This window comes from Pseudarthrobacter sp. J1738, assembly GCF_050490315.1.
In the GTDB taxonomy this organism is placed as follows: domain Bacteria; phylum Actinomycetota; class Actinomycetes; order Actinomycetales; family Micrococcaceae; genus JBNPEO01.
In genome coordinates this window covers 25,209-46,064 of sequence record NZ_JBNPEO010000015.1, presented here as the reverse complement: position 1 = coordinate 46,064, position 20,856 = coordinate 25,209, and the positions used below count along the sequence as shown (strand labels likewise).

Annotated in this window: 24 protein-coding genes and 1 pseudogene; 21 read left to right on the top strand and 4 right to left on the bottom strand. The window is 66.8% G+C overall.

Annotated features, from left to right (window positions below; genetic code table 11):
- Window positions 1-181 precede the first annotated feature (181 nt).
- From ACQR35_RS14035 to ACQR35_RS14025, 3 genes are read left to right on the top strand one after another with little or no spacing between them, the layout of a single operon-like run.
- Window positions 182-946, top strand: a complete 765-nt coding sequence (locus ACQR35_RS14035) for a DsbA family protein (protein WP_430268618.1) — start codon at window positions 182-184, stop codon at window positions 944-946.
- A complete protein-coding gene (locus ACQR35_RS14030; protein ID WP_430268617.1) occupies window positions 946-1,788 on the top strand; it encodes a cytochrome c biogenesis CcdA family protein in 843 nt (280 codons plus the stop codon). Before ACQR35_RS14035 ends, ACQR35_RS14030 begins: the two co-directional genes overlap by 1 nt.
- On the top strand, window positions 1,775-2,299 hold the full coding sequence (locus ACQR35_RS14025; RefSeq protein ID WP_430268616.1) for a hypothetical protein: 525 nt from the start codon (window positions 1,775-1,777) through the stop codon (window positions 2,297-2,299). Before ACQR35_RS14030 ends, ACQR35_RS14025 begins: the two co-directional genes overlap by 14 nt.
- Window positions 2,300-2,309: 10 nt before the next feature.
- Here the strand turns inward: ACQR35_RS14025 and ACQR35_RS14020 are convergent, their stop codons facing one another.
- Window positions 2,310-3,080 (bottom strand): GntR family transcriptional regulator, encoded by a 771-nt coding sequence (locus ACQR35_RS14020; RefSeq protein ID WP_430270386.1) that lies wholly within the window; start codon window positions 3,078-3,080, stop codon window positions 2,310-2,312.
- A gap of 116 nt (window positions 3,081-3,196) precedes the next feature.
- On the opposite strand from ACQR35_RS14020, the pseudogene ACQR35_RS14015 reads away from it, so the two are divergent.
- The 13 genes and pseudogenes from ACQR35_RS14015 to ACQR35_RS13955 form a co-directional block, all read left to right on the top strand.
- Window positions 3,197-3,320, top strand: a pseudogene (locus tag ACQR35_RS14015) (IS21-like element helper ATPase IstB); the annotation flags it as partial.
- A 67-nt stretch (window positions 3,321-3,387) separates the two neighbouring features.
- Window positions 3,388-3,843 carry a MarR family winged helix-turn-helix transcriptional regulator gene (locus tag ACQR35_RS14010; RefSeq protein ID WP_430268614.1) on the top strand — a complete coding sequence of 152 codons (456 nt, stop codon included), beginning with the start codon at window positions 3,388-3,390 and terminating at the stop codon, window positions 3,841-3,843.
- The gene (locus ACQR35_RS14005; RefSeq protein ID WP_430268613.1) at window positions 3,821-4,372 is read left to right on the top strand and encodes a hypothetical protein; all 552 of its coding nucleotides are present in this window, start codon (window positions 3,821-3,823) and stop codon (window positions 4,370-4,372) included. The genes ACQR35_RS14010 and ACQR35_RS14005 overlap by 23 nt, the downstream gene beginning before the upstream one ends.
- A 262-nt stretch (window positions 4,373-4,634) precedes the next feature.
- Entirely contained in the window at window positions 4,635-4,952 is a 318-nt protein-coding gene (locus ACQR35_RS14000) for a heavy-metal-associated domain-containing protein (RefSeq protein WP_430268612.1), read from the top strand.
- Window positions 4,953-5,024: 72 nt separating this feature from the next.
- A complete protein-coding gene (locus ACQR35_RS13995; RefSeq protein ID WP_430270385.1) occupies window positions 5,025-7,154 on the top strand; it encodes a heavy metal translocating P-type ATPase in 2,130 nt (709 codons plus the stop codon).
- A 38-nt stretch (window positions 7,155-7,192) separates the two neighbouring features.
- Entirely contained in the window at window positions 7,193-7,696 is a 504-nt protein-coding gene (locus ACQR35_RS13990) for a hypothetical protein (protein WP_430270384.1), read from the top strand.
- 138 nt (window positions 7,697-7,834) lie between these two features.
- The gene (locus ACQR35_RS13985) at window positions 7,835-8,452 is read left to right on the top strand and encodes a DUF305 domain-containing protein (protein WP_430270383.1); all 618 of its coding nucleotides are present in this window, start codon (window positions 7,835-7,837) and stop codon (window positions 8,450-8,452) included.
- A 79-nt stretch (window positions 8,453-8,531) separates the two neighbouring features.
- On the top strand, window positions 8,532-9,407 hold the full coding sequence (locus ACQR35_RS13980) for a F510_1955 family glycosylhydrolase (RefSeq protein WP_430268608.1): 876 nt from the start codon (window positions 8,532-8,534) through the stop codon (window positions 9,405-9,407).
- 4 nt (window positions 9,408-9,411) lie between these two features.
- Entirely contained in the window at window positions 9,412-10,161 is a 750-nt protein-coding gene (locus tag ACQR35_RS13975) for a cytochrome c biogenesis CcdA family protein (protein WP_430268607.1), read from the top strand.
- 40 nt (window positions 10,162-10,201) lie between these two features.
- On the top strand, window positions 10,202-11,755 hold the full coding sequence (locus ACQR35_RS13970; protein WP_430270382.1) for a multicopper oxidase family protein: 1,554 nt from the start codon (window positions 10,202-10,204) through the stop codon (window positions 11,753-11,755).
- Window positions 11,756-11,767: 12 nt separating this feature from the next.
- Entirely contained in the window at window positions 11,768-12,673 is a 906-nt protein-coding gene (gene lgt, locus ACQR35_RS13965) for a prolipoprotein diacylglyceryl transferase (protein WP_430268605.1), read from the top strand.
- Entirely contained in the window at window positions 12,670-13,305 is a 636-nt protein-coding gene (locus ACQR35_RS13960; RefSeq protein ID WP_430268604.1) for a DUF3105 domain-containing protein, read from the top strand. Before lgt ends, ACQR35_RS13960 begins: the two co-directional genes overlap by 4 nt.
- Before the next feature lie 908 nt (window positions 13,306-14,213).
- Window positions 14,214-15,548: a hypothetical protein gene (locus ACQR35_RS13955; RefSeq protein WP_430270381.1), complete on the top strand. Its 1,335-nt coding sequence runs from the start codon at window positions 14,214-14,216 to the stop codon at window positions 15,546-15,548.
- Between the two features lie 48 nt (window positions 15,549-15,596).
- Here the strand turns inward: ACQR35_RS13955 and ACQR35_RS13950 are convergent, their stop codons facing one another.
- On the bottom strand, window positions 15,597-16,040 hold the full coding sequence (locus ACQR35_RS13950) for a rhodanese-like domain-containing protein (protein ID WP_430270380.1): 444 nt from the start codon (window positions 16,038-16,040) through the stop codon (window positions 15,597-15,599).
- Window positions 16,041-16,339: 299 nt separating this feature from the next.
- On the opposite strand from ACQR35_RS13950, the gene ACQR35_RS13945 reads away from it, so the two are divergent.
- The 5 genes from ACQR35_RS13945 (at window position 16,340) to ACQR35_RS13925 (ending at window position 19,554) form a co-directional block, all read left to right on the top strand.
- Window positions 16,340-16,612, top strand: a complete 273-nt coding sequence (locus tag ACQR35_RS13945; protein ID WP_430268601.1) for an SHOCT domain-containing protein — start codon at window positions 16,340-16,342, stop codon at window positions 16,610-16,612.
- Window positions 16,612-18,069 carry a multicopper oxidase family protein gene (locus tag ACQR35_RS13940; protein ID WP_430268600.1) on the top strand — a complete coding sequence of 486 codons (1,458 nt, stop codon included), beginning with the start codon at window positions 16,612-16,614 and terminating at the stop codon, window positions 18,067-18,069. Before ACQR35_RS13945 ends, ACQR35_RS13940 begins: the two co-directional genes overlap by 1 nt.
- A 54-nt stretch (window positions 18,070-18,123) precedes the next feature.
- Window positions 18,124-18,534, top strand: a complete 411-nt coding sequence (locus ACQR35_RS13935) for a DUF302 domain-containing protein (RefSeq protein WP_430268599.1) — start codon at window positions 18,124-18,126, stop codon at window positions 18,532-18,534.
- Between the two features lie 193 nt (window positions 18,535-18,727).
- The gene (locus ACQR35_RS13930; protein WP_430268598.1) at window positions 18,728-18,985 is read left to right on the top strand and encodes an SHOCT domain-containing protein; all 258 of its coding nucleotides are present in this window, start codon (window positions 18,728-18,730) and stop codon (window positions 18,983-18,985) included.
- On the top strand, window positions 18,982-19,554 hold the full coding sequence (locus ACQR35_RS13925; protein WP_430268597.1) for a sulfocyanin-like copper-binding protein: 573 nt from the start codon (window positions 18,982-18,984) through the stop codon (window positions 19,552-19,554). Before ACQR35_RS13930 ends, ACQR35_RS13925 begins: the two co-directional genes overlap by 4 nt.
- Window positions 19,555-19,693: 139 nt before the next feature.
- Here ACQR35_RS13925 and ACQR35_RS13920 read toward each other — a convergent pair whose 3' ends face one another.
- Entirely contained in the window at window positions 19,694-20,068 is a 375-nt protein-coding gene (locus ACQR35_RS13920) for an SHOCT domain-containing protein (RefSeq protein ID WP_430268596.1), read from the bottom strand.
- Window positions 20,069-20,173: 105 nt separating this feature from the next.
- Window positions 20,174-20,848: an ArsR/SmtB family transcription factor gene (locus tag ACQR35_RS13915; RefSeq protein ID WP_430268595.1), complete on the bottom strand. Its 675-nt coding sequence runs from the start codon at window positions 20,846-20,848 to the stop codon at window positions 20,174-20,176.
- Window positions 20,849-20,856 lie beyond the last annotated feature (8 nt).

Sequence of the window (20,856 nt, the reverse complement as noted above, 5' to 3'; positions counted from 1 at the left end):
GCATGCTAGCCAACCCGCGGAGGAAATGTACAAACATTCCGAATAGACCAGGGAACGAAAGCGGCCGCGCGGGGTTTGCCCGGCGCCGGATCTCTTGTAGCCTCGGTCAGGACATTAAATGTATAAACATTTCGCCGTTCCGGCTTCGTATCGAGCGTTTCGGCTTCCGTGAGGATCCTGCATGCCTACCGTGACCAAACCCCAACCAGTCCGCCCCAAACCGCGCCGCCGCACCGCCTTGGTTATTGTCTCCGCGGTGGGCATTGCCGTGGCGCTGTTGTTCGTGGGGTTGTTCTCCTACCAGGGCGCAACGGCACAGAAGGCGGCTGAAAAGACCGCACCCGCCGCACAACGGTCCCCGGACACTCAGGGCCCGGGCGGCGGGAAACTGGATATGTCCCGCCGGAAGGCCGGGGATCCGACGGCCAAGGGAAGTCCAACAGCGCCGGTTGTCCTGGTGGAGTACGCCGACTACCGCTGTCCGTTCTGCGGTCTCTTTTCCCGCGACACCCTTCCTTCGCTCGTCAAAAAGTATGTAGACAGCGGGCAGCTGAGGGTGGAATGGCGTGACCTGCCGGTATTCGGTGCTGAATCGTCCGCCGCCGCGGTCGCCGGGCGTGCTGCCGCGGAACAGGGCAGGTTCTGGCAGTTCAACGAGGCCGTCTATGCCATTGCTCCGGAACGCGGTCACGCCGCGCTGCCGCGGGAGCGCCTGATCCAGCTCGCCGGTACCGCCGGCGTCCCTGACCTGAAAAAGTTCGAAGCGGACCTTGATTCGGCCGAGCTGAAAAACGCGGTGGCCAAGGATGCGCAGGAAGCAGCCGGCCTGGGCGCAACCGGCACACCGACCTTCCTCGTCAATGACACCCCGATCATGGGGGCGCAGCCGCTGGCCACCTTTGAGAAGGCCATCGACGACGCCCTGAAATCGGCCCGGAACCGCTGATGGACATCGGATATGCCGGTGCCTTCCTCGGCGGCGTCCTCACCCTGCTCAGCCCATGCTCTGCCCTGCTGCTGCCGGCATTCTTCGCCTACGCCTTCGCAACAACGACACGGCTTGTCGCACGCACAGGCCTGTTCTACCTCGGCCTCCTGTCCACGCTCGTGCCGCTGGGCGTCTTTGCCGGGGTCCTTGGATCCCTGGTCACCGAGCACAGGACCGTGCTGGTCGGCGTCTCCGCGGCCATAGTGATCATCCTGGGCGTGGTCCAGATCAGCGGCATCGGGCTCCCGTCCGCCCTCGCCCCCACGGTCCGGGCCGGGACCACGAGGGTGTCCGTCTTTGCCCTGGGGACGGTCTACGGTGTCGCGGGAGTATGCACCGGGCCCATTCTGGGTTCCATCCTGACGGTCGCCGCCGTAGGCAGCAACGCCGTCTATGGCGGCATGCTGCTCTCGGTCTACGCCCTCGGCATGGCCGCGCCCCTGTTTATTCTGGCTCTCGTGTGGGACAAACTGGGCATCTCCGGCCGGCGCTGGCTGCGGCCGCGTCCCCTCAGGCTCGGAACCTGGTCCAACTCCTGGCTGATGATCATCGCCGGCACCATTTCCATCGCCATCGGGGTGCTCCTGCTGGTCAGTGACGGCACCGCGGGACTGGGCGGTGTACTCACCGTCCAGGAACAATTCACAACGGAATCCCTCATGGCTGGTGCTGCCGCCGGCATTCCGAACCTCATGGTCGCCGGAGCCGCGACCGTTGCCCTCGCCGTCGGTGTGGGATTCTATTTCAAAAACCGGCACGCCGAGCCCGCAAAAGACAGGACGCCCGATGACGCGCAGTAACACCCTGATATCCGCACTGGCCCAGTGGCCCGGGCGGCGCTGGGCGGCGGCATCCGCCGCCGCCGTCCTCACCTACCTCGTAGTGGCCATACCCACAGACCTGATCAACACGCCCTTCTTCAGCCGGGAAGTCCCGCCCACCTGGTGGTCCTACCCCGCCCTCGGGCTCACAGCCGTCCTCACCGGGCTCCTGCTGGCCACCTACATCTCCCGCGAACCCGCAGCGCAGGCCGACAGTGAGGAACCGGACACCAAGGGCCGCTTCGGCGCGGCCGGAACCATCGTCTCCTTCTTCGCCGTGGGCTGCCCCGTGTGCAACAAACTGGTCCTGCTGGCCCTGGGCACCTCCGGCGCCATGCAGTACTTCGAACCCGTTCAGCCCCTGCTCGCGACCCTGTCCATCGCACTGCTGCTGTGGGCCTTCCTCAAGCGTGCCACCTCCGAGGACCGCTGCCCGGTCCCCCGGATGCGGTCCGCGGCCGCAGGTTCAACATCCCGCAGCGGACACTGACCGTCCCGCCCTACCTTGGCGGGGCGGCCTTACAGCCAAACGCGGTCGCGATCGACACCCGGTCGCCAAGAACGTAGCTGTGCCGGATTTCGACGTCGCGGGCCCGATGGCAGCCGATACGCTCGATCAGCAGCAGCGGGGCGCCCACCGCACAACCGAGCAGGACAGCCTGCGCCGGGCTGGCCGGCACCGCGGTTAATTGCTCGGTGCCTCCGTCCAGCACGACGCCGCAGCGCCGGTCGAGCTCGCCGTACAACGAGGCATTTTGGAAGTCGGCGTCGAGGAGCTTCTCCGCCGTCGACCCCGGTAGCCAGACCTCGTCCAGGCCGATCGGTTCGCCGTCGGCGAGGCGGACGCGGGAGAGGTGGAAAAGCTCCGCGTCCGGCGGCAGGGAGAGTTTGGCCGCCACAGCCGGGGCGGTGACCAAGTGCTGTTCCAACACCACGCTGCTGTGCTCCATCCCCGACTCCCGGATCGACGCCAACACGCTGTAAATCGGGCCGAAGGCCGTGCTCCTGCCGGCGACCACCGTCGGCTTCTTCCCAGGATGGGCAGTGATGTGCCCGGCATCGCGCAGCGGCTTCAGGGCCGCCCGGATCGTGCCCCGGCTGACGCCATACCGTCGCGCCAGTTCCAGTTCCCCGGGAAATTGCGTCGCGAACTTCCCGGCGAGGACGTCTTCAAGGAGCTCGGAACTAACGCTTTTCCACAGAGGGCCGCCCTTGGCACGCGCTAAGGCCTCCCGACGGGACGCCGCCTCGGGGTCCTGATGATCGATCACGCCGCCTCCGTCCGGGGTTAGTCCTGAACTGCCGGACAACTCCCGGCCATACGACGTTACTCCATCGCCGCCCCCTCACACCCGGCCCGTCCAGGTTGATGCAGCGCTGCGCTCCCATCGGCGACTCCGGAACCGGCAAAATCCCACCTGCTCATTGGCTTCGGCACCGCTGCGGCCGAGAAAGGCCACCGGATCAGATACACCGTCCGTCGCCACCCGGCCCGTCAATTGATGGTGGCTGATTGATTCGATAGCTACGCCGGGTAGATGGTTGTATCATCGAACGAGTTGGTTGTATGGTGCAACCATGCAAGAAGATAGCGAGTCGGACGCGGTCGTGCTGCAGGCGCGGATCATTGCTTTCGTGCGCGCGTTCGGGTTGTATCAACCGGACCAAACCCCCTGCGGCCAACCCCTATCTGTTTCCGAGGCCCATGCGGTGACCGAGTTGGACCGTGACGGTCCACTCACTCAGGTCGAGCTCGCGGGGCGGCTACGGCTGACCAAGAGTACGGTCAGCCGCCTGGTCGACCAGTTAACAGCCCGCGGCTGGGTGCAGCGCCGCAAGCGCGATGGTGACGGACGCCTGGTGTGGCTGGAATTGACCGACGCTGGACGCCACGCCGCTGGTGAGCTGTCCACCGCCCGCGCTGCACGCTTCTCCAGCCTGCTGGAGGCCATCCCGGCCGGCCGCCGCCAAACCGTAGTAGACGCCCTGACCCTCCTCGTGAAAGCCGCAGATGAACAACTTGACCAGCACTGACGCCAGTCGCCCACCTCGCAAGCAGCGGCGCCGCTGGTGGCTCGCGGGCGCCGCCGCGTTGATCCTGGCGGCCGGTGGCATCGGCTACGCCATGGCCACCGGGCATCAGGCCGCCAACGGAGAGGCGCAGACGATGGTTGCCCACGCCGCCCAGGTCATGCCGTTCGACTTGAACGCCACCACGCACACCTTCACGAAAACCACGACCGGAGGGGTCGAACAGATCGTCGCCAACAGCTCCGGCGACCAGCACAACATCACCCTGATCCAGCAGCATCTAAGCAAGGAAGCCGACCAGTTCGCGCAGGGAAACTACAGCGATCCAGCGAACATCCACGGCACCGCCATGCCCGGCCTGCGGGAACTGCAAGCCGGCGCGTCCCGGATGCAGAGCCACTACGAGCAGCTACCCACCGGTGCAAAGATCACCTTCGCTTCCAGCGATGCCGCCCTCGTCACCGCCCTGCATGCGTGGTTCGACGCGCAGACCATGGACCACTCAATGCCGGGCATGGGCGGCGGAAACTAGCGGGCATTCATCGGTGAGACGCCATGCGGAACGCGGACCGGTACCGAAACCGTCGCTGTGATTTCACCCGCCGCCCTGTGTCGGCGCATCGCATAAGGGGAACATCACACCCGACCCTGCTTGTCAAACATACCCCCTAGGGGTATGTTTGGCGTGTTGTCAGTAAAGTCGTTTTGTCCAGGCTTCGCGGCATTCGCCGGGCCGTCACGGCCCTCCAACCCCAGCACCCCATTACTCCTTCTCGAAAAAGGACCAGGCTGACATGTGCGGAACAGACACCAGGACCGGACTTCCTCTCGAAGCGCCGGAGGAGTCCGGCTGCGGCTGCTGCTCGACCGGGGCCCGGACAACGACGCCGCCAGCGGCAGACGTCTCCGTTTACTCGCTTGAGGGACTCACCTGCGGGCACTGCGTCCAGACCGTCGAAAGGGCGGTCGCCTCCGTGGATGGGGTGGAACCGGCGGCCGTCGAGTCCGTCGCCGGGGGAACATCCCGCCTGGCGGTAGCCGGGACCGCCAGCGCAGACGCGGTTAGGGACGCCGTGACCGGCGCCGGATACAGCTTCACGCCCAGCCCGTAACCCCGGCGGCGCACCCGTCGCGGGCAGGCCCCGGGGCCGCCGGAACCGGCAAAATTCCTAAGGAGCACAGCAATGGACCAAGACCACCACAACGGACCTTCCGCCCGGCAGGACGCGCCAGGCGCTCCGCACGGCGGGTCCGCGGTCGCGCATGCACCTGACGCCCACGCCGGCCATGGCCATGGCATGGACGACGAGCACATGGTGCATAACCATGGCCAGCATGCCGGACATAGCGTTGCAATGTTCAAGAAGAGGTTCTGGGTCACGCTGGCCCTGTCTGTGCCGGTGGTTTACTTCAGCCCGATGTTCGCGGATCTGCTCGGCTACATGCCCCCGGTTTTCCCCGGCTCGGTCTGGATCCCGCCGGTGCTGGGAACCGTGATCTTCTTCTATGGCGGGCAGCCTTTCCTCAAGGGCGGCCTGGATGAACTGAAGAGCAGGAAACCGGCGATGATGCTGCTGATCGCCATGGCCATCAGCGTCGCCTTCATCGCCTCCTGGGTCACGAGCCTTGGGATCGGCGGTTTTGACCTCGACTTCTGGTGGGAGCTGGCCCTGTTGGTGGCGATCATGCTGCTGGGGCACTGGATCGAGATGCGTGCCCTCGGCTCAGCGCGGGGCGCTCTCGACGCCCTCGCCGCCCTGCTGCCGGACGAAGCGGACCGGATCACCGCCGCGGGCACGGAAACCGTCAAAGTCAGCGAACTCGTGGCAGGTGACACCGTCCTGGTCCGCTCCGGAGCCAGGATGCCCGCCGACGGCGTGGTGGTCGACGGCCAGGCCGAGTTCGACGAGTCGATGATCACCGGCGAATCCAGGACCGTCCTCCGCTCACCCGGGCACAAGGTCGTCGCCGGGACCGTGGCCACGGACAACACGGTCCGCGTCCGGGTCACCGCCGTCGGGGATGACACCGCCCTGGCCGGGATCCAGCGGCTGGTGGCCGAGGCGCAAGCCTCGTCGTCCAAGGCCCAGGCCTTGGCCGACCGCGCGGCAGCGTTCCTGTTTTATTTCGCCGCCGGCGCCGGCGTCATCACGTTCATCGTCTGGTCCCTGCTGGGCAGCGTTCCCGACGCCGTCACGCGCACCGTCACCGTGCTCGTGATCGCCTGCCCGCATGCCCTGGGCCTGGCCATCCCGCTGGTCATTGCGATTTCCACCGAGCAGGCCGCCCGGGCCGGGGTCCTGATCAAGAACCGGATGGCACTGGAACGGATGCGGACCGTTGACGTCGTCCTCTTCGACAAGACCGGGACGCTCACCAAGGGCGAACCCGCCCTCAGGGACGTCGCGACCGCCGAGGGCGTGGAGCGGAACACTCTCCTGGCGCTGGCCGCAGCCGTTGAAGCAGACAGCGAGCACCCGGTGGCACGGGCCATCGTCCGGGCCGCACAAGAACAGGACCTGAAGATTCCAGCGGCTTCCGGATTTTCGTCCATGACCGGCCGCGGCGTCCGCGCCACGGTCGACGGCAGAACCATCCAGGTCGGCGGCCCGGCCCTGCTCCGGGACCTCGAAACGGAAGAACCGCCCGCACTGGCCGCCACCACCAAGGCGTGGATCGACCGCGGCGCGGCCGTGCTGCACATCATTGACGGGCAAAGGATTCTCGGGGCCGTGATCCTCGAGGACGCCGTCCGCGCCGAATCCCGGCAAGCCGTCAAGGCCCTGCAGGGCCGCGGCATCAAGGTTGCCATGATCACCGGCGACGCCCAACAGGTCGCCCGCGCTGTCGCCGAAGAACTCAACATCGATGAGGTGTTCGCCGAAGTCCTCCCGGCCGATAAGGACAAGAAAGTCGCCGAACTCCAGGCCCGCGGGCTCAAGGTCGCCATGGTCGGGGACGGCGTCAACGACTCCCCTGCGCTGGCCCGGGCCGAAGTCGGCATCGCGATCGGCGCCGGCACCGACGTCGCGATGGAATCCGCCGGCGCCGTCCTTGCCAGCAACGACCCCCGGGCCGTCCTGTCGATGCTGGACCTTTCCCGGGCCAGCTACCGGAAAATGTGGCAGAACCTCATCTGGGCCACCGGCTACAACATCATCTCCGTCCCGCTGGCCGCCGGCGTGCTGGCCTTCGCGGGAGTCGTACTCTCCCCTGCCGCGGGAGCGGTCCTGATGTCCGTCTCCACCATTGTCGTCGCCCTGAACGCGCAGCTGCTGCGACGGCTGCAACTCAATCCCGCCCAGGTCCGCTGAACCCGGCGGCGGCCCGGGCCTGTCCCGGGCCGGTAATCTTGAAGGCAACCAGACCGCATGGAAGGAGGAACACCATGACCGCCATCTCAGCCCGGCGCGCCACGGCGTTTCTCCTCCGGGGTGCGCTTCTCGCGGGATTGCTGGCGATCGTGGCCGGCATTTTGGGCATGCACATCATGACCGGCTCGCACGCCATGACGGCGGCGGCCACCGGTCATGACACCGGGGCGCTTCATGCCATGCAGGCGTCTGAGCACCCCGGCCACGTCGCGGACAACACCGCGATCCAGGGGACCTCCGCAGCTGCGGGTAGCACGCACGCACCAGGACCTTCGTGCGGCGATAGCGGCGGGTGCACGATGATGTCCTCCATGGGCGGGGACTGCGTCCCTTCTCCCGGGACCACGACACTGGCAGCTCCGCCGCCGGGCATCACGCCCCTGACTTCCGGCGGCGGGCCCATCACCGGCGTCCCCGCCATCGGGTACGGGTTCATTCCGCAAAGTCCTTCTCCGGGCCAACTTTCCATCAGCCGGACGTAAACGGCCACGATGCGCCGTGTCCTGCCCGGCGCGCCCCGCTTACCAGATACGCATCTGCCGGCTATCCAGCCCGGTTATGGCGCTATATCCGCAGTCGTGCAACAACGCCGATTTGATGATTTAAAGGACTTGAACTCCATGAAGAAACCTCTGACCATTTCTGCCCTTGGCCTTGCCTCCGTCATAGCCCTCGCGGGCTGCGCGGGGACCTCCGGGAATACACCTGCCAGCTCCATGCCGGGGACGGGCCAGAACGGGATGGGGATGTCCTCGAGCTCAGCCCCGGCCGCCTCGGACCACAACGCGGCGGACACCATGTTCACCCAAGGGATGATCCCGCACCACGCCCAGGCCGTGGAGATGAGCGACATGATGCTCAAGAAACAGGGCATGGACGCCCGGATCACCGCTCTCGCGACCAGGATCAAAGCCGCGCAGGCACCCGAAATCGAGCAGATGACGGGCTGGCTCAAGACCTGGAACGAACCGGCCCAGATGGCCGGCGGCGACATGTCCGGGATGACATCCGGAACGATGAGCAGCGACGACATGGCGAAACTGGATGCTGCGCAGGGCACCGAAGCGGCCAAGCTCTACCTGAGCCAGATGATCGCCCACCATCAGGGGGCAGTGACGATGGCCAAGACCGAGGAAGCGACCGGTAAAAGCGCCGATGCGGTCGCCCTGAGTAAAAGCATCGCCACATCCCAGGCAGCGGAAATCCAGGAAATGAAGAACCTGCTGGCTGCCCTCTAGCCGGCATTCCCGCGGCACCGGCCCCCGGGCGGGGACCGGTGCCGCGGAACCATTCCCCTCCCTCAACCTGGAGTCACCCATGCCCTTCCCCACCACGACCACGGCCACCGCCGCGGCCGGTCTGCTCCTGGCCCTCTCGGCCTGCACACCGGCCTCCTCTACCCCGGCCTCTGCCCCGGCCTCCCCGTCGACAAACGACGCGGCGGCCGGCCTGCCGGGCGCCCACATCCATGGCCTCAGCGTTAACGGCGCAACCGGTCAGGTGCTTCTGGCCACCCACGAGGGCCTCTTTGACGTGTCCAAGAAACCGGCCGTCAAAATTGGCCCCGCCAACGACCTGATGGGCTTCACCGCCGCCAGGGACCAAGGCGTGTTCTACGCCTCGGGACACCCGGGCAAGGACTCGTCGTTGCCAAGCCCGCTGGGTTTGATCAGGACCAGCGACGGCGGCAAAACCTGGGAACAGCTCTCCCGGCAGAACGAATCCGACTTCCATGCCCTCGCCGCCACCAAGTCCGGGATTGTGGCTTTCGACGGGACCCTGCGCACCAGCACCGACGGCGCCACTTGGAAATCCGTCGCCGCAGGCTTTACCCCGGCAGCCCTTGCGGGGAATCCCTACAGCGACACCGTCCTTGCCACCACCCGGGACGGTGTGCAGCGTTCGACCGACGGCGGCGCGACCTGGGCGCTGGACAAGGCCGCCCCGGTGATCCAGTACGCCGCCTTTGCCAGCGCCAGGGAAGCCGTCGGCGCCGCACCCGACGGGACCGTGTACTACTCCTCGGACGCCGGCTCCACCTGGAAACAGACCGGTAAAATCCCCGGCGAGGTCCAGGCCGTCGCCGCCACGGAAGGCACGGACCGGAACCCCTGGCTCTGGGCCGCCACCTCCACCGGGCTGGTGGTGTCCACCGACGGCGGGGCCACGTTCCGGCCCTCAGACGCGGACTGAACCGATGGACATCGGCGGCTTCTTCGCATCCACGGTGACCTCCGGGGCCCTGATCATCGCCATCCCCCTGGCCATGGCGGCAGGCCTGGTGTCGTTCCTTTCACCCTGCATCCTGCCCCTGGTACCGGGCTACCTCGGGTACGTGTCCGGGCTGACCGACCCGACCCAGCCGCATAACCGCCGCCGCGTTCTGGCCGGGGTCGGACTCTTCGTGCTCGGCTTCGCCGCCGTGTTCACCCTCTACGGGGCCGCCTTCGGCGCGATCGGGTCCTGGCTGCTGCGCTTCCAGGATGTCCTGATGCGCGGCCTGGGCGTTGTCGTGATCCTGATGGGCGCGTCCCTGCTCGGCCTCATCCCCTGGCTTCAGCAGACCCGCAAGCTCACCCTCGGCCGCAGGACAGGCCTGGCGGGGGCGCCCCTGCTGGGCATCGTCTTCGGACTCGGCTGGACCCCCTGTATGGGTCCGACGCTGAGCGCTGTCCTGTCCCTGAGCGTCACCACCGCCAGCGCCGGCCGCGGAGCGCTGCTGGCCTTCGCCTACTGCCTGGGCCTGGGCATCCCGTTCGCCCTGACCGCCTTGGGTCTGAACTGGGTCAGCACCGCGCTGGCCTTCGTCCGCCGGCACATCCGGGTCATCAACATCGCCGGAGCCTCCATGCTGATCATCCTGGGCGTGCTCATGGTCAGCGGACTCTGGGTGCAGTGGATCTATCAGCTCCAGAACCTCTCCGGGACCTTTCTCACACCCATCTAACACCTCGGCCCGTCACAGGCCCCACCGCGAAGGACTTCACATGAACAACCACACCGATCACCACCTCGGCCGGCGCCGCTTTCTGGGCCTGTCAGTAGCAACGGCCGCAGCGGCGGCCCTCGCCGCGTGCACCAACACGCAGGGCGCCACAGGCCTCCCGGAGAGGATCCTGCCAACCGACGCGCTCGTCGCCGACTACGAAGCCCGCCGGGTATTCAGCGGAAAAACCGTTGCCCAGAACCTGACCGCCGCATCCGTCCAGGCAACTGTCGCAGGGAAGCCAGTCACCACATGGGGCTACAACGGCGCTCTGACCGCGCCGACGCTCCGGGCCAAGGCCGGGGACCGGCTCCAGGTATCACTGGCCAATAATCTGAAGGACGTAACTAGCATCCACTGGCACGGCCTGGCCCTGCGGAACGATCAGGACGGCGTTCCGGACGTCACCCAGGACCCAATCGCCGCCGGTGCCAAATTCACGTATGATTTCCGCCTCGCCCATCCCGGCACCTATTGGTACCACTCCCACGTTGAAATGCAGCGCGAACGCGCCCTCTACGGGGCGCTGATCATTGAGGACCCGGCGGAGAAACTCATCTACGACCGGGACTGGGTCATCGTCCTGGATGACTGGATGGACGGCATCACCGGGACCCCGGACGACGTCCTGAAAGAACTCTCTGCCGGGATGTCCATGTCCGGCATGGACATGGGTTCCTCCCCCTCCCCCTCAGGCGGCTCGATGGGCACGGGAATGAAGCATATGCTGATGGGTTCCCGCAGCGACTTCCTCGGCGGCGACGCCGGCGACGTCAGTTACCCGTACCACCTGTTCAACTCAAAAGCCCCGGACCAGGCCGAGATCCTGGCCGCCAAGACGGGTCAGGTCATCCGGCTGCGGATCATCAACGCCGCCGGAGACACCGCCTACCGCGTCGGCATCCCCGGCCAGAAACTCACCATCACCCACACCGACGGATTCCCCGTCCAACACCAGGACGTGGACGCCGTCGTACTCGGAATGGGCGAACGCATCGACGCCCTCCTCACCGTCAAAGACGGCTTCACCCCCGTCATGGCGCTGCCCGAAGGTAAAACCGGGCAGGCACTGGGCTTCATCAGCACCGGCACCGGCAAACAACCCCTCCCCGCGACCCTGCCCGACACCCTGGACGGGATCGTCGTGGACGGCGGCCAGCTCAAAGCCGACCCCGCCGTCAACCTCAAGGACAAGACCCCGGACCGTACCCACGAAGTGCACCTCACCGGCGGGATGGCCAAATACGACTGGGGCATCAACGGCCACCGCTTCGACATGACCAAGCCGTTCGAGAACACCTTCGACATCAAGGCCGGCGAACGCGTCGAAGTGAAATTCATCAACGACACCGACATGTGGCACCCCATGCACCTGCACGGACACACATTCCAGATAGGCGCCGGGGGCGCCCGCAAAGACACCGTCATCGTCCGCGCCAAACAAACCGTCACAGTGATCTTCGACGCCGACAACCCGGGCCAGTGGCTCACCCACTGCCACAACGCCTACCATGCCGAACGCGGCATGATGGGCGTCTTCTCCTACATCAAATAAGGGACACCGACCATGAACACCCCTGTCGCGGCAGAACTGTTCTTCCCCTCCCCGGCCGTCAGCGCCTTCCAGCTCGGGCCGCTCACCATACGCTTCTACGCCCTCGCCATCCTGGCCGGCATCGTCCTCGGCGTCTGGCTCACCGCCCGCCGCCTCCGGTCCCGGGGCGGCACAACCGCCCAGACCCTGGACATCGTGGCCTGGGCGGTGCCCTTCGGCATCGTCGGCGGCAGGCTCTACCACGTCATCACCGACAACCAGCTCTATTTCTCACCCGGCAAAGACCCTTGGGGGGCGCTGCGGATCTGGGAGGGCGGCCTCGGGATCTGGGGAGCCGTCGCCCTCGGACTTATCGGCGCCGGCATCGGCGCCCACCGCGCCGGGGTCCCCTTCGCCGCGTTCGCCGACGCGGCCGCCCCCGGGCTGCTCCTGGCCCAGGCCCTGGGCCGCTGGGGCAACTGGTTCAACAACGAACTCTACGGCGAACCCACGGACCTGCCCTGGAAACTCCAGATCCACGCCATGAACCAGGCCACCGGCCAGGCCCTGACCGGCCCCGACGGAACCCCGGTGGTCCTCGGCTACTTCCAGCCCACCTTCCTCTACGAATCGCTCTGGTGCCTGGCCGCAGCATCGCTGCTGATGTTCCTGGACCGCAAGTACACACTCGGCGCTGGGTCAGTGTTCGCCCTCTACATCGTGCTCTACACCGCCGGGCGCTTCGTCTTCGAACTGATGCGCTCGGACCCCGCCAACCTGATCCTGGGCCTGCGGGTCAACACCTGGGTCTCCGGCCTGCTCTTCCTCGCCGGAATGGCCCTCTTCCAGCGGCTCAGGACCCGTCCCCGCTCCGCCGTCCCACCCGCACCCGTCCAGAAGCAGGACACTGAAGTGCCCGGCAAAGGAATCCCCGCATGAACAACACCAGCAAACGCCCCTCCGAACATCAAGCCATCGTCGCTGCACTCCGCGGCCGGCAACAGGCCAAAAGGCGCCGGTTCAACATCCTCGTCTACGGCGGCTTCGGCCTGGTCCTGGCCGCCATCATCACCGCCGTCGCCTTCGTTGTTGCCGGTTCCATCCAGCAACGAAACGCCGCCGCCGAAGCGGCCAAAAAACCCATCGACGGGATCCAGACCTTCGCCGGCCTGTCCCGCAACCACGTCCAGAACGCCGTCGCCTACCCCCAGGAACCCGGCGTCGGAGGAGACCACTCCCCCGTCTGGACGAACTGCGGCATCTACACCGAACCGGTCAACGAAGAACGCGCCGTCCATTCCCTGGAACACGGCGCCGTATGGATCACCTACAACCCCGGCCTGCCGGCATCCGAGATCACCAGACTCACCACTCTGGCCAAAGACAAGCCCTACCTCCTGCTCAGCCCGGACAAGAACCAAACCAGCCCCATCACCGCCACCGCCTGGGGCGCCCAGCTGGCAGTCCAGGATGCCGGAGACCCGCGCATCCCCGCCTTCATCGGCGCCTACGCCCAATCACCGAAAGCCCCGGAACCCGGCGCGCCCTGCACCGGGGGAACCGACGGCTAGGCGCATCTGACCCGCTCGATGGACAGTCATGGAACACGCGAAACCGACCGCTGACGCAGACCGAAACCACCGCCGCAGTCGTCCCTTCCCGGCCGAGAGCACCGCCAAACGCCGCGGGATCCACCGGCCGTGGCCGCTAACCCCCGGCCGTGGCGGCGAACTGTGACGTTCTACCTCCGGATCAGCCTCCGAGCCACTGACCCTCACCTCGGGAACCCGAGGGATGTCCCGGACCGTGCCAGGATGGCCCAAGCCGTTGCTGGTGCGTCTGACGGGACGGGCCGGGCCAGGTCAGGCGGCTCCGCGTCCCGGCCCGCGGCTGCTGCGGGACCACTAATGTCTTGGGCGCGCTCTGGATGCGGGGATACCCAGAGTATTGCTCTCGCCCCGGGCCTGGATAGAGCGCCGGGGGGAACCCGCTCTGGGAGCGGCGGCATGGCCGGGCGCAGCAGTCATGTATGCGCGCGGACCCGATGAGGGCGCCGCCCGGGGCGAGGGTCCGGCGATACACCCCCGGGGGTATGTTGGCGTAGTCTTGATGCAGACGGTTGCGGAGCAGGGCCGGTGGAAGGAGTCACCCCATGATGGGTGGTGGGTACGGGTCCGGTATAGACGTGTCCTGGTTGTTCTGGTTACTTCCGGTCGCGGTCGTCGTTCTACTGTCGGCTCTCGCGGCCCGGGCATTGTCCGGTAGCGCCCGCCGACGAGGAAGGGGACTACACCCGGGGCAGCACCGTAACGCCGCCGCGGGCAGGAGCAACGCACGCCGCATCCTTGATCAGCGATACGCCGGCGGCGAGCTGGGCACGCAGGAATACCGGGACCGGTTGTCGGTGCTTACCGGCCAGGCGACCCAGCCGGAAGAACCGGGGGTAAATACACGCGACGACCGCCGGAACAATCAGCCAGTGGCATTGAGCCTTCCGGAGCTGAAGAAACGGGCTGCATCGCTGCTGATAGCAGCCGATGACGCAGTGCGCTCCAACGAGCAGGAAGCAGGATTCGTACAAGCCCAGTTCGGGGACGATTCCGTTGCGCCCTTTGTGAGGGCCCTCGCCGATGCCAGATCGGATCTGAGTGAGTCCTTCAAACTACAGCAGAAGCTGGAAGATCCGATCCCGGGCACCGAGGAGCAACAGCGGGCATCGTATATTGAGATCATCAATCGTTGCGAGGCGGCCCGCCAGGTTCTGGCCGAACAGAAAGTCTCCTTCGACTCCCTGCGCGAACTCGAAAAGAACGCACCGCAGGCACTCGAGCTGCTCCGGTCCGGACAAGCCAAGGCGGCGGCCAAGATAGCGGATGCGGAGCGCCACATGGCCGAGCTGTGCCTACGGTACTCCGATGCGGCGGTGGGTCCGGTCTCGGACAACATCGCCCAGGCCCGGGAGCGGCTGAAATTTCTGGACACCGCAACGCAGACTGCACAGCAGAAGCTCTCCGAGGCCGATCCGGGCGCCGCCGCCGTCGCTGTCCGTGCGGGCGAAGAAAGCCTGCATCAGACCAACGTGCTGGTTGACGCCATCGGCAAGGTCCGGCAGGACCTTGACTCCGCCCGGACTAATCTCGACCGCGCGGTAGAGGACGCCGCCCAGGACCTCGCCCAGGCCAAGGCCACCATGGCGGCCGGGCAGCACACCGACCTCGCGGGCCCCGTCGCGGGCGTCGAGGCGGTCCTGAACCAGGTGCAACAGCAGCTGCAGTCAGGCAGGATCGACCCGATCGCCGCGTTGCAGCGCATGGAAGCGGCGCGCCAGGGACTGGATCAGGCCCTCTCCGGGGTGCGGAACCAGCAGGATCAGGCGCGGCGGGCCGGGGAGGCTCTCCAGCAGGCCATCATGCACGCACAGGCCCGGATCTCGGTCGCCTCGGACTACATTGCCGCACGGCGCGGCGGCGTGGGAACCGGAGCCAGGATGCGCCTGGCCGAAGCGCAACGCACCCTGGATACCGCGCTCTCCCTCCAGCAGATGAATCCTGGATCTTCCCTGACCCACGCGCAGCAGGCCGGAGCTCTGGCATCCCGGGCGGCAGAGCTCGCCCACTCTGATGTGCAAGGTTTCGGCGGTCTGGACAACCGCGGCTACGGCGGGGGCATGTTCGGGAGCCGAGGGTGCGGCGGGGGCCTCGGCGGGGCCGTGCTGGGCGGGATTCTGATCGATTCGATCCTGCACGGCGGCGACGCAGTCCGGGACGGCGACTCCGGCGGCAGCGGAAGCGGCAGCGGAAGCGGCAGCTTCTGATCCGGGGGGGCTTCGCCCCAGACCCCGGGGCATGGAAGAGCGCGGGGGTCAGGCGATCTGTTCCGTGGGCATGGCCAGGGTGACCCAGTCGTGCAGTCCTCCCCGGTAGTAGGCCAGTCCGGATGCCGGATACCCGGTTTCCAGCAGCGCCCGGATGGCCGTCGGTGACTGCGGGCATTGCGGGCCGTTACAGAAGAAAATGCTCAGCCTCGAAGGCTCGAGTTGATCGCTGAATCCAATGATCCGGTCGTGCGGGATGTTCACCGCGCCTGGAATCGTAACCCCAGCCCTGGAGTCAGGTACGCGGCAGTCGATCAAGACGGCGCCGACGCTGATCTGCTCGAGGAGTTCGAGCTCGCCGAGGGTGACCACCCCGGGTGCGCACTGCAGTGGCTGCAGCTCACCCCAAGTGGTGTCCACCGCTACCAGATCCGGTTCGCCCTCCACCTCCCGGGGCACGCTGACCGGAGCCTGAGGACGCATTCTCGACATTCGCTTCATTACCGCCGGTTCGACTCCCATGGTCCCACCATAACGCCGCCGGACGCGCGGCCGCGGTGACATGCCACCCCGGTGCCGCGGTGGCGGCCGCGCTACACGCCCGATTCGCCGTCCGGACCATGCTGTGTCCTCCCCGTCACGGGCGCCGAGAGCTGAATTCTCGGCTGAAGCCCCGAGCGTCAAACGCGCGGCCGCGACCCGCCATATACCCCCACGGGTATTTGGGTGTAGCCTCATAGATATCACTGCAGGCCGGGCAGCACCGGTTTCGCGGGAAAAGGAGACGGGTAATGATGGGTGGATACGGATCGGGCATGGGTTGGGCCTGGATGTTCTGGCTGCTGCTGATCGTCGGGTTCCTGCTGCTCGCCGGCGCGGGAATATGGTTCTTCTCGGCCGGCAGGCGCCGCGGCTCCCCCACAGGCTCCCCGGACGCCAGAGGCACCGGGCCTGCGGACCGTGGAGACACGCCCCGGGAGATCCTGGATGAACGCTTTGCCAGGGGCGAGCTGACAGCGGAGGAATACCACGAGCGGCTCAGGATCCTCAAGGGCGATAGCTGATGCGGTCTGTCCGCCGCCGCACTGCCCTCATGCTCGGGGGCGCCGGAACCGCAGCCGCGCTGACGGGCGCGGCAGGCCTGTTGTGGGGCCCCGGAGCCGGGTACCAGCCGTCCGGCGGCCAGGACCTCAGTGAACCCGAGGTCCTCCGCAGCAGCAACGGGACGCTGCAGGTGCGCCTGAGAGCGTCACAGGGTCAAGCAAGGATCGCCGGTACGAATGCCACCGTGTTGACCTACAACGGGTCGGTGCCCGGCCCGACGATGTTCCTGCGGCCCGGTGATCGGGTGAACGTGACCTTGGAGAACGGCCTGCGGGATCCGACCAACGTGCACGTCCACGGCCTGCACGTCTCCCCGCAGGGCAACAGCGATAACGTGCTCCTATCCGTTGATCCCGGGACGTCCTTCGAGTATGAATACCGGCTTCCCGCGGACCATCCTCCGGGCGTGTACTGGTACCACCCCCACCACCATGGCATGGTCGCTGACCAGGTCTTTGGCGGACTGTACGGTGCCATCATCGTCGAGGACCCGCACCCTGTCCCGGTCTCACGGGACCGGGTCATGGTCATCTCGGACATATCGCTGAACAGCGACGGAAGCGTCGCTGCCGTGTCGGCGATGGAGAAAATGATGGGCCGGGAAGGCAGCCTGGTTCTGGTCAACGGCCAGCTAAACCCGCAACTATCAGCCAAACCGGCAGAACGCGAGCGGTGGAGGATCATCAACGCCTGCACCGCCCGGTACCTGAAACTGCGCATGGACGGCCAGCGCCTTCAGCTGCTTGGACTCGACTCCGGCCGCTATCAGAACCCCCGGGACGTTGAGGAGGTGTTGCTGGCTCCAGGCAACCGGGCCGACCTCCTCGTCACCGCAGCCCCCGGCTCGGCGGTGCTGCGCACCCTGCCGGTGGACAGGGGAACCGCAGGATCCATGATGGGCTCCGGTACCGGAGGCCAGCGGGCCCAGGCAGACAGTAACGGGACCGTCCTGGCCACCTATGCCGTCAGCGGCGAACCGGCCCCGTCCGCGGAGCCGCTCCCGGCCCAGCCTGCACCCCGGGACCTGCGGTCAGCAACGGTCACGGCACGGCGGGAACTGACCTTCGCGATGGGAATGGGCATGGGGTCGGGAATGAGCTTCACCTTTAACGGCAAACCGTTCGACCCTGCCCGGATTGACACCACCGTCCCGGCCGGGTCCGTCGAGGAGTGGTTGCTGACTAACACGAGCCCAATGGACCACCCCTTCCATCTGCACGTATGGCCCATGCAGATCATCGAAACGGCCGGGGGTCCCGTGGCCGACCCCGAGTGGCAGGATGTGGTCAACGTCCCGGCCCGCAGCAGCGTACGCGTCCGGATCGCGTTCGATGATTTCACCGGCAAGACCGTCTACCACTGCCATATCCTCGACCACGAGGACAGCGGCATGATGGGCCTCATCGAATCCCGCTGACACCGCGAGACGGCGTCATTAACTCACAGTAAAACCCAACGAAGGAGACTAGCTATGAGCTACGCACACACCATCACCGTCGCCCTGCCGTACGAGGAAGCGGTGCGCCGGACCAGGGAGGCGCTCCTGGGCCAGGGCTTCGGGGTCCTCTCCGAAATCGATGTCCGCTCAACCTTTGAGGCCAAGCTCGGGGAGGAAAGCGGACAGGCCCTGGGCGACTACCTCATCCTGGGCGTCTGCAACCCCGCCCTGGCCCAGCGCGCTCTCACCGCGGAACCGGACATGGGACTGCTCCTTCCCTGCAACGTCGTCATCCGGCGCGGCCGCGACGCCGACGCGACCATCATCCAAACGATCGACCCGCAGACAATGGTCAAGCTCAGTGACGCCCCTGCCGTCGCCCTGGTCGCCGGCGAAGCCGACGACCGGCTCCGGGCCGCGCTGAAAGAGCTCCAAACTGCCTGAGACCCGGCCGCCCTCCGGGCCGGAGGCCCACGGGACGCGAAACAGGCCCGCTGCCTGACTTTTGTGTCCGCGTGCGCTCGGAGCATGGCCGGCTGCCGCCGGCCCCCTGAAGCAGACTGTATACACCCGCCGGGCCTTTGGGCACTGTTCCGGGAAGCGGGACCGACGTAGTTTCGTCAGAGGAGGTCTGATCATGATGTATGGGTGGGACGGGAATGGCTGGGGTATCGGCGCGTGGGTAGCCATGGCCGTGTTGATGCTGATTTTCTGGGGCGGAGTAGTCACTGTCGTTGTGCTCCTGCTCCGGCGTCCCCATCCCGGTGAGGGACCGGGCGCACAGCGGCCGCCGCACCACGACGCCGAGCGAATCCTTACTGAGCGCTTCGCCCGCGGGGAAATCGACGAGCAGGAGTTCACTGCCCGGCGCACGGCGCTCAGGCGCCAGGATTGAACTCGTTGAGCCGCCGCGCGCAGATCATCCTCGCAATCACATCCGTGATTCTTCTGACCGCACTGTCCCTCGTGGCGGTCGGCGTCGTGGGAGGTGTTGTGAACCCCGGGGGCGCCGGTTTTCTGTCCCGGACCCGGTGCGTGGCACCGAATCTTCCTGGACCGGTCGTCTCCGTTTCACTGACCAACATGGGCGGACCCATGTTGCGCCCGCGCAACGGCATGATGGGCGGCGCCATGCGAATGACGGCAGACCGAAACACTGTGGCGCACGGCCCGGTGTCCTTCCTGGTCACCAACGCCGGCACCATCAGCCACGAACTCGTCATCCTTCCCCTTCCCGAGAGCCAGATACCCGGCACCCGCCCGATCGGCGCGGACGCCAAAATCGATGAGGCGGGCAGTCTCGGGGAAGCTTCCAACACCTGCGCCGACGGCGCCGGGCAAGGAATCCTTCCCGGCGCGTCAGGCTGGGTCACCGTCACGTTGCCGCCAGGGCGCTATGAGCTCGTTTGCAACCTCCCCGGCCACTACGCAGCCGGCATGTACACCCAACTCACCGTCACCTAGTCCCTTCGCGAAGTCTCCGCCCCGCGACATTGACGCCCGCAAGCAGACGGCAGTTTCGGGGCGGCCCATCATGGGACCGCCCATGTCGGTCGCGGCAACGTTGACGACGCTTCCGGCCAGGCCGGGAACCGCGCAGCCGTCATTGTTGGTAGAGCCGACGCCCGCACGCGGGACGGCCAGGACCGCGACGGCGGCGAGAGAAAGGGCCGTGAGGGCCAGTGTGGCGAGGATCCCGATCAGCAGCTGGCTTCGGGAACGCGGTGTCATCATTGCGCCTGAGGGCTGTCCGGCGCGCGGTGAATTCAGTTTCGTCGATTTTCCCCCGGGCGAATCGTTCGTTGAGGATTCGTTCAGCCTCGTCGTGGGCCGGGGCGTAGGGGCCCGAGGGCCACGGTGGTTCCGAACCCCGGCTGCGCCGGAGCAGCAGGATCACAACGGTAACAACGCCGCCCCAGAAGATCAGCATCATCAGTGCCATCAGCGCCCACCCCAGACTCCCCAGCCGCCGTTCCATCCATACATCATGTGAAGACCTCCATCATTGTGATGAGTCTTCTTGGTACCGGGTCCCTGTGAACGACGATTGTGCCTTCATCGTGGCGGCAGGGCAGTGATGTGTCTAAGCGGCCGCTTCCACGGGCAGGCCGCCGAGGCGCCATTCGAGCATTCCCTCGTTCAGCCGTCTGGCCCTCCGGCCGGTGGAGCGCAGCAGGTCTACCGCCTCGTAGGCCAGGACGCAATAGGCGCCGCGGCAGTAGGCGACGATCTCCCGGTCCCCGGGCAACTCGGAGAGCCTGTCGCGGAGCTCCTCGAGCGGGATGGAGAGGGCTCCGGGGATGTGGGCGGCGTGATACTCCTCGTCGGGGCGCACGTCCAGGACGGTCACGGTTCCCGCGCCCGCACGCACGAGCAGGTCTTCACGGGCGACTTCCTCCTCTTCGACCCGCGCGCCATCCAGCCCCAGGTAGGCGACGCGTTTGGCTTCGACGTCCGCCACGTGCTCCTGCGCGACGGAACGGAGCAGGCTGTAGAGCCGGAGGATGTCCGGGCCGGCGAGGTCGTAGTGGATCCGGTTGCCGTCCCGCCGGGTGGTGACCAGTCCCGCCTGGCGCAGGGCCTGCAGGTGGGCCGAGGCCGTGCTAAGCCCCAGTCCGGCGGCCGCGGCGAGGGTTTCCACGCTGCGCTCTCCCTGGGTGAGCAGGTCCAGCAGCTCCAAGCGCTTGCCGTTGCCCATGGCCTTGCCCACCCTGGCGAACTCTTCGAAGAGTTCCGATTTCCTGACCTTGTCGCCCACTTGCTCCT

Bases quoted from the DNA above. Each gene is read 5' to 3' on its own strand.
- ACQR35_RS13980 (WP_430268608.1), top strand. From the start codon at position 8,532: ATGCCCTTCCCCACCACGACCACGGCCACCGCCGCGGCCGGTCTGCTC.
- ACQR35_RS13935 (WP_430268599.1), top strand. From the start codon at position 18,124: ATGAGCTACGCACACACCATCACCGTCGCCCTGCCGTACGAGGAAGCG.
- ACQR35_RS13950 (WP_430270380.1), bottom strand. From the start codon at position 16,040: ATGTCGAGAATGCGTCCTCAGGCTCCGGTCAGCGTGCCCCGGGAGGTG.
- ACQR35_RS13985 (WP_430270383.1), top strand. From the start codon at position 7,835: ATGAAGAAACCTCTGACCATTTCTGCCCTTGGCCTTGCCTCCGTCATA.
- ACQR35_RS14005 (WP_430268613.1), top strand. From the start codon at position 3,821: ATGAACAACTTGACCAGCACTGACGCCAGTCGCCCACCTCGCAAGCAG.
- ACQR35_RS13920 (WP_430268596.1), bottom strand. From the start codon at position 20,068: ATGGAACGGCGGCTGGGGAGTCTGGGGTGGGCGCTGATGGCACTGATG.
- ACQR35_RS13940 (WP_430268600.1), top strand. From the start codon at position 16,612: ATGCGGTCTGTCCGCCGCCGCACTGCCCTCATGCTCGGGGGCGCCGGA.
- ACQR35_RS13975 (WP_430268607.1), top strand. From the start codon at position 9,412: ATGGACATCGGCGGCTTCTTCGCATCCACGGTGACCTCCGGGGCCCTG.
- ACQR35_RS14025 (WP_430268616.1), top strand. From the start codon at position 1,775: ATGACGCGCAGTAACACCCTGATATCCGCACTGGCCCAGTGGCCCGGG.
- ACQR35_RS13995 (WP_430270385.1), top strand. From the start codon at position 5,025: ATGGACCAAGACCACCACAACGGACCTTCCGCCCGGCAGGACGCGCCA.
- ACQR35_RS13970 (WP_430270382.1), top strand. From the start codon at position 10,202: ATGAACAACCACACCGATCACCACCTCGGCCGGCGCCGCTTTCTGGGC.
- lgt (WP_430268605.1), top strand. From the start codon at position 11,768: ATGAACACCCCTGTCGCGGCAGAACTGTTCTTCCCCTCCCCGGCCGTC.
- ACQR35_RS14000 (WP_430268612.1), top strand. From the start codon at position 4,635: ATGTGCGGAACAGACACCAGGACCGGACTTCCTCTCGAAGCGCCGGAG.
- ACQR35_RS14010 (WP_430268614.1), top strand. From the start codon at position 3,388: ATGCAAGAAGATAGCGAGTCGGACGCGGTCGTGCTGCAGGCGCGGATC.
- ACQR35_RS14035 (WP_430268618.1), top strand. From the start codon at position 182: ATGCCTACCGTGACCAAACCCCAACCAGTCCGCCCCAAACCGCGCCGC.
- ACQR35_RS14030 (WP_430268617.1), top strand. From the start codon at position 946: ATGGACATCGGATATGCCGGTGCCTTCCTCGGCGGCGTCCTCACCCTG.
- ACQR35_RS13960 (WP_430268604.1), top strand. From the start codon at position 12,670: ATGAACAACACCAGCAAACGCCCCTCCGAACATCAAGCCATCGTCGCT.
- ACQR35_RS13930 (WP_430268598.1), top strand. From the start codon at position 18,728: ATGATGTATGGGTGGGACGGGAATGGCTGGGGTATCGGCGCGTGGGTA.
- ACQR35_RS13945 (WP_430268601.1), top strand. From the start codon at position 16,340: ATGATGGGTGGATACGGATCGGGCATGGGTTGGGCCTGGATGTTCTGG.